Annotated in this window: 4 protein-coding genes and 1 pseudogene; 3 read left to right on the forward strand and 2 right to left on the reverse strand. The window is 75.1% G+C overall.

The annotated features are described in order from the left end of the window. The coding region (locus MNZ27_RS22560) for a coiled-coil domain-containing protein (RefSeq protein WP_242396323.1) at positions 1-2,023 on the forward strand (2,023 nt) is incomplete at its 5' end. On the opposite strand, the gene MNZ27_RS22565 is transcribed toward MNZ27_RS22560, so the two are convergent. Both MNZ27_RS22565 and MNZ27_RS22570 read right to left on the reverse strand, forming a co-directional pair. Then, positions 2,010-4,064: an OPT family oligopeptide transporter gene (locus tag MNZ27_RS22565; protein WP_242396324.1), complete on the reverse strand. Its 2,055-nt coding sequence runs from the start codon at positions 4,062-4,064 to the stop codon at positions 2,010-2,012. The genes MNZ27_RS22560 and MNZ27_RS22565 overlap by 14 nt on opposite strands. Before the next feature lie 124 nt (positions 4,065-4,188). Then, positions 4,189-5,577, reverse strand: a complete 1,389-nt coding sequence (locus MNZ27_RS22570; RefSeq protein WP_242396325.1) for an APC family permease — start codon at positions 5,575-5,577, stop codon at positions 4,189-4,191. Positions 5,578-5,602: 25 nt separating this feature from the next. Between MNZ27_RS22570 and MNZ27_RS22575 the strand changes: the two genes are divergently transcribed. Then, a complete protein-coding gene (locus tag MNZ27_RS22575; protein WP_242396326.1) occupies positions 5,603-6,859 on the forward strand; it encodes a hypothetical protein in 1,257 nt (418 codons plus the stop codon). Between the two features lie 19 nt (positions 6,860-6,878). After that, positions 6,879-7,076, forward strand: a pseudogene (locus tag MNZ27_RS22580) (hypothetical protein); the annotation flags it as partial.

Raw genomic sequence — 7,076 nt, forward strand, 5'->3', positions numbered from 1 at the left:
CGCGCCGATCGGCAAGCTGAAGGCCGGGCCGCGGATCGACGCAGCCGCGGTGCTCGCCGAGTGGCCGCGCGATCCCGCCCCGCCGAAGGGCACGCCGGACGAGAAGCTCGAGTACTTCCGCGAGCGCCTCCGCGCCCGCGACGCGTTCCTCGCGAAGCTGCGCGACGCCCTCGTCGCGATCGAGGGCGAGGTCGCCGCGGCGGCCGGCGAGCGCGACCTGCTCGGGAGCGACCTCGAGGCCGAGCGACGGCGCGGGGAGGAGCTCGATCGCCGCCTCGAGGAGGCAGGCCAGGACGCCGCCGCCCAGACCGCGCGGCTCGCGGACCTCCGCCGGCAGCTCGACGAGAGCGACTCGACCCGCCGCTCGCTCTCCGACGTGCTGAGCGAGACGATGCAGCGGCTCGAGGCCGCCGAGCAGGCCTGGTCCGGTCGCGTCGCGGCCGCCGAGGAGGCGCGCGCGCGGCTCGAGGCCGAGCTGGCCGAGGCGCTGGAGGACCACGGCCGCGCCGTGGCCGCCCTCGAGGCCGACCGCGCGGACGAGCGCGCCCGCGCGGAGGCCGCGCGCGCCGAGGCGGACCGGGAACGCGCGGAGGCCCTCTCGCGCGCCGAGGCGGAGCGGGACGCGGACCGCGCCGACGCGGCGGCCGCGCTCGACGCGGCCGAGCGGCGAGTCGCCGACGCGCAGGAGCGGATCGCGACCGTCGAGGGCGAGCGCGACGCGCTCGCCGCGGAGCGGGCCCGGCTCGAGGGCGAGGTGGCCGGGCGCGAGGCCGAGCTCGCGGAGCGCGAGGCCGCCGCCGCGGAGGCGAGGGGCGGCGCGGAGGAGCGCGAGGAGGCGCTCCGCGCGCAGCTCGAGGAGGCCGACGGCCGGGCTCAGGCCGCGCAGGGAGAGCTCGCCGACGCGCGCGAGCGGATCGCGTCGCTCGAGGCGGAGCTCCGCAAGGCGACCGAGGGGCGCGCCCAGGCCGACCAGCAGCTCGGCCAGGCCCGGGCCGAGGCGCGGGCGTACGACGAGAAGGCGGTGGCGGTCGAGCACGCGTTCCAGGCCAAGGCGGCCGAGCTCGCCGCGGCGGAGCAGCGGATCGCGGACCTCGGGGCGGCGCTGGCCGAGGGGCGCGCCAGCGCCGAGGGCACCCGGGGCGAGCTCTCCCGCCTCGAGGCGGCGCGCGCCGAGACGGAGCGTCGGGCCGCGCAGGCGATCGCGGAGCGCGACCAGGTCGCGCGCGAGGCGGAGGCGGCGCGGCGCGAGCTCGAGGCGGAGCGGGACCGCACCCGCCGCCTCGAGGGGGAGGTGCAGCGCCTCGCCAAGCTCGAGCCGGTCGCGGAGGAGGCGGGGCGGCTCCGGAAGGAGGTCGGGTCGCTGCGCGAGCAGGTGGCCTCGCTGAAGGACCTCCTCCAGCAGCGGACGGCGGCGGCCGAGACGGCGTCCCGGGCGGTGCAGGGGGCCGCCGCGGAGCGCGCTCGCGCCGAGGAGCGGCTCGCGGTCGAGGCGGGGAAGCTCCAGGGCTCCGCGGCCCGGCTCGAGTCGGAGCTCGGCGCCGCGCGCCGCCGCGTGGCCGAGGTCGAGGCGGAGCGGAACGCCCGCAGCGCGGAGGTCGAGCGCGCGCGGGCGGAGCTCGAGAAGGCCCGCGCCGAGCTCCACCGCGCGAGCGAGGACACCGAGCGACGCCGCCGGGCGCTCGCCGCCGAGTCGGGCGAGGGGGAGAAGCGGCACGCCGCGGAGGTGGAGCGGCTCCGGGCCGCGCTCGTCGAGCTCGAGAAGCACCTCGAGGCGCGAGCCCGGTCCGAGCTCTCGGCGCGCAAGCGCGTGCAGGAGCTCGAGGCCGCGGCGGCGTCGCGCCCGCCGCCCGTCCCCGCCGCGGCTCCGGCGGACACCGCCCGGCTGAAGGCCCAGCTCGAGAAGGTCGCGGAGGAGCTCGAGGACCTGAAGGGGGAGAACGAGTTCCTGAACGGCGAGGTGGCGCGCTACCTCCAGAAGAACAAGGCCCTCGCCGCCGAGGTCGCGTCGCTCAAGGAGACGTGAGGGAGGCGGGCCTCCGACCGACGCGGTACAGCGTGAGCGCCATGATCGCGAAGCAGAGCACGCCGAGCAGGTCGTAGCCGCCGGCGCCGAGGAGCTCCCTCAGCGGCGCCGCCTGGTGGTGCCGCTCGATGAACGCCTTCCACCGCTCGGGCATCGACAGGAACGCCACGATCACGCCGGTGATCGCGCCGCCCGCGACGAGGCCCGTCGCGAAGAGGCTGCCGGAGCCGAGCTCCGACTCCTGCGCCCGCTCGCCCTTCCGCGTCGCGACCCAGTCCACGATCCCCTTCACCGCGCCGCCCACGAAGATCGGGAGCGTGGTCGAGAGGGGCAGGTAGAGCCCGACCGCGAACGAGAGCGACTTCACCGCGCACAGCTCCATCGTCACCGCGATGAACACGCCGACCAGGACGAAGTGCCAGTCGAGGTTCAGGGAGAGGAGCCCCTTGATGAGCGTCGCCATGAGCGTGCCCTGGGGCGCGGGGAACTTGGCGGTGCCGATGCCGTAGACCTGGTTGATCACCGAGATGGTGAGGCCGATCACGACGGCCGACGCGACGGCCCCGACGAAGAGCGCGATCTGCTGGGCCCGCGGCGTCGCGCCGACGAGGTAGCCGGTCTTGAGGTCCTGGCTCGTGGCGCCGGCGTTCGCGGCGGCGATGCAGACCATCCCGCCCACCACCAGCGCGAGCGGCTCGTAGGCGCGGCCGGTCCAGCCCACCCCCACGAAGACCATCGCCGTCGCCATGAGGGTCGCGATGGTCATCCCGGAGATCGGGTTCGAGGACGACCCGATGATGCCGACGACGCGGGACGACACCGTCACGAAGACGAAGCCGAAGGCGATGACGAGGATCGCGACGAGGAACTTCTGGAGGACGGTGTGGCCGGGGATCTGCGGGAGGACCACCAGCAGCGCGACGAGGCCGATCGACCCGAGGACGACGGTCTTGAAGGAGAGGTCACGCTCGGTGCGCGCGGTCGCTGCCGCCGCCTGCCGGTCGGAGAGCGAGCGGATCGAGTCGCGGAGCGAGGTCCAGATCGTGGGGAAGGTCTTGAGGAGGGTGATGAAGCCGCCCGCCGCCACGGCGCCGGCACCGATCTGCCGGACGTACGCGAAGTACACCGCGCCGGGGAGGTCCCGCAGCGTGTGGGCCGCGGCGTCGTAGCCGAACCGCCCCCCCGCGGGATCGTAGCCCACCTTCACGAGCTGCGCGGCGATGGTGTCCGCCGGCACGAGCACGGCGAGGAGCGGGATCAGGCCGAGCCAGGCGAGGACCCCGCCGGCGACGAGCACCCCGCCGATCCGGGGGCCGATGATGTAGCCGACGCCGAGGTACTCCGGCGTCACGTCGCCGTTCACCGTCGCCGACGGGAGCCACCGGTTGCGCTGGCCGGAGACCCAGGTCGGCGTCTCGGCGATCACGCCCATCAGCTTCTGGAGGATCGCGTAGACGAACCCGAACCCGAGCCCTTGGTACGCGGTCCGGGCGAAGTCGCCGCCCCGCTCGCCGGCGATGAGGACGGACGCGCAGGCGGTGCCCTCGGGGTAGAGGAGGGTCCCGTGCTCCTTCACGATGAGCGACCGCCGGAGCGGGATCATCATGAGGACGCCCAGGATGCCGCCCACGAGCGCCAGCGTGAAGAGCGTCCCGTACCCGAAGTACCCGGCCCCGATCGAGCTGCGCGTCGCGGGATCGACCGAGAGGAACAGGAACCCGGGGAGCGTGAAGACGACGCCGGCGGCGATCGACTCGCCGGCCGAGCCGGTGGTCTGGATGATGTTGTTCTCGAGGATCGAGGTCCCGAGGAACTTCCGCCCGAGGCTGATCGCGACCACGGCGATGGGGATCGACGCCGAGACCGTCAGCCCGGCGCGGAGCGCCAGGTACACCGTCGAGGCCCCGAAGACGATCCCGAACACCGCCCCGGTGAGGAGCGCCTTCGGCGTCAGCTCCGGCAGCGCCGTCTGGGACGGCACGTACGGCTGGAACTCCTTCGAGGCGGGGCTCTCGCCCTTCGCTGCCAGGCTCTCGGCCATGCGGTCCCTCGCGGCGGCGATCCGTGCCGCGGCAGGAAACCACCATTCCCACGCGATGTCGATGGGCAGCCCGGCTCACCCGCGGTGCGCGCCCGCGGGCGCCGACCTCTCCGAGGGACGCGCTTCAGGCGCCCGGCGCGGGCGCCGGCGGCGCGGCGGCCTGCCCGCGCGGCCGGGAGAGGAGCCAGCCGGCGGCGCCCGCCACCGCGGCGGCCGCGACCCACCGCAGGCTGCCGGGCGAGAGCACGAAGCCGAACACCAGCATCGCGAGCGCCACGGCGACGTGGACGCCGGCCGCCACGAGGGCGCCGGCCCGCGGCCGGTCGAGCGCGCCGGGCGCGAGGGCCACCTTGAACAGCCCGGCGGCGGTGAGCGCGGCGAAGAAGATCAGGATCGCGCCGAGGTTCTCGAGGATCGCGCGGAGCGGGTGGGTGAACAGGATCGCGAGCGCGAGCGCGCCCTGCAGCACGATGGCCGCGGCCGGCGGCTTCCCGTCCGGGCACCGGAGCGCCGCCGGCAGGTAGCCGTCCTTCGCCATCGCGGCGGTGACGCGCGGCCCGATGAACGTCATGGCGCTCATCGCCGAGGCGAAGACCAGCACGGTGACGAGCGACATCACCGCGCCGGAGCCGGGCCCGAGCAGGCGCGCCACCACCGCGTGCCCGAGCGTCACCCGGTCGGTGTCGTAGCGGAACACCACCGCCGCGTCGGCGGGGGTGAGGTTCGCGACGAAGATGAAGTTCACGACGAGGTAGAGCGCGGCGACGAGGAGGCAGCCGACCATCATCGCGCGCGGCACGGTGCGCTCGGGCGCGTCGAACTCCTCCGCCGCGTACACGGCGGCGTTCCATCCGCTGAAGGCGAACGCGATGTAGAAGAGGCCCGAGGCGAACGCCGCGAGCGGGAAGCCCGCGCCGGCCGCCCCGGCGTGCCAGGTCGGCCAGCTCCGCTGGCCGTAGAGGAGCCCCACCGCGACGAAGCCGGCGAGGAGCAGCGCCTTCACCAGGACCAGCCCGTTCTGCACCCGCGCGCTGGTCCGGAGGCCGACGGCGTGGAAGGCGGTGAGGAGGACGATCAGCGCGGCGCCCGCGAGCTGGGCGGCGCTCACCGGGACGTGGCCGTGGCCGACGGGCACGAGCCAGCCGCGATCGAGGACGGGGAAGACGGTGCGCGCGAACTCGCCGGCGGCGAGCGCGTCGGCGGCGATCGGCGCCGAGAAGCCGACGAGGAGCGAGGCCCAGCCCGCCACGAAGCCGAGCGACGGGTGGATGAGCTCGGAGAGGTACCGGTACTCGCCCCCGGAGCGCGGGACGAGGCGCGCCACCTCGGCGTAGGCCCGGGCGCCGGCCAGGGCGAGGAGCGCGCCGATCGCCCACGCGAGCAGGATGGGGCCGGGCGACAGGCTCTGGGCCATGAAGCCGGTGGAGAGGAAGACCCCCGCCCCGATCATGTTGGCGGCGACCAGGCCGACGCCAGGCCAGAGGGTGAGCTTTCCGGCAGATCGCGCGTTCATCGGGCGCATGGTACATGAGACCGCCATGCGCACGCTCCCCCACCTCGCGGCGGTCCTCGCCGTCTCCCTCCCCCTCGCCGCGCTCGCGAGCGGTGGGCAGCCGCCCGCCGCGCCGGCCGGCGGAGCGCCGTGCGCGCCGGTGAAGCCGTGCGAGGTGCCGGCGGAGAGCGCGCCGGCGGCGGCGGAGGCGCCGGCCGAGTTCGGCGCCGAGGCGAAGCTCCTCTACGCGGTGGTGTCGTGCAGCGGCGCGCCGCTCCCGCGCGGCGTGGACGCGAAGGTCGTCGCGGCGTTCTGCGCCAAGCAGCGACCGCAGATCCAGGCCTACCGCAAGGGCTACCTGCCCAAGGCGTCCGCCTTCCTCGCGGGGCTCCGCCCGGCTGGGCTCCCCACCACGGTGGTCTACCCGTTCGGCGGCGGCGACCTCCTCTCCGCGCTCACCACCTACCCCGAGGCACGGAACGTCACCACGCTCTCGCTCGAGCACGCCGGCGACCCACGCCGCCTCGCGGCGGTGAAGAGCGCGAAGACGCTCGCCGAGTCGCTCGAGGTGATCCGGCAGACCTCCGCCGGCCTCCTCACGCAGAACGACTCGAAGACCGAGAACCTCATGAAGGGGCAGCGCGGCGAGATCCCCGGCCAGCTCGCCTTCTTCCTGACGGCGCTCGCGGTGCACGGGTACGAGCCGGTGAGCCTCCGCTTCTTCCGGGTGGAGCCGGACGGCACGCTCCACTACCTGACGCCGTCGGACATCGCCGCCTCCGAGAAGGAGACCGCGCGCCTCCTCCGCGGCCAGTGGGTCTCCCCGGACTTCTCGCCGGCGTTCTCGAACTCGGAGCTCGTGTTCGTGAAGCGGGGCGAGGATCCGAAGCTCCACGCGCGCGTCCACCGCCACATCGCCGCCGACCTCTCCGACGGCGCGCTCGCGAAGAACCCGGGGATCCTGAAGCACCTCGCCGCGAAGGGGCGCTTCGTCGCGATGACCAAGGCGGCGAGCTACCTGCTCTGGCGCGCGGACTTCTCCGGCGTCCGGAACGTGCTCCTCGACCGGATGGTCTTCATGATCTCCGACTCGACCGGGATGCCGCCGGGGTTCGCGCGGAAGGCGGGCTTCGTCCAGGACACCTACGGCACCTTCGCGAAGAGCTACCTCCCCGCCTCCACCGCGGTGAACGCCGACTTCGTGAAGCTCTGGTCGTCGCAGCCGCGGCGGGTGCTGCCGGTCCGCTACGGCTACCTCGACGGCGAGCACCACTACCACCTGCTCGTCACGCGCAAGCCGTAGGCGAAGCGCCTGGCGAGCCATGATCGCCGCCGGCCGGAGCACGATCGCCGCCGCCCTCGCCCTCGCGGTCCTCGCCTGCGCCGGCCAGGCGCCCACCGCGGCGCTGCCGGGCGAGGCGTTCACGCCGCCCGTGCCGCTCGTCCCGCCGGCGCCGCCGGAGGGGCCCCTCGCGGCGGCGCCCCTGCCGCCCCCGCCACCGTCGCCGCCGCCCGAGCCG

Source organism: Anaeromyxobacter oryzisoli, from assembly GCF_022690765.1.
Classification (GTDB): Bacteria; Myxococcota; Myxococcia; order Myxococcales; family Anaeromyxobacteraceae; genus Anaeromyxobacter; species Anaeromyxobacter oryzisoli.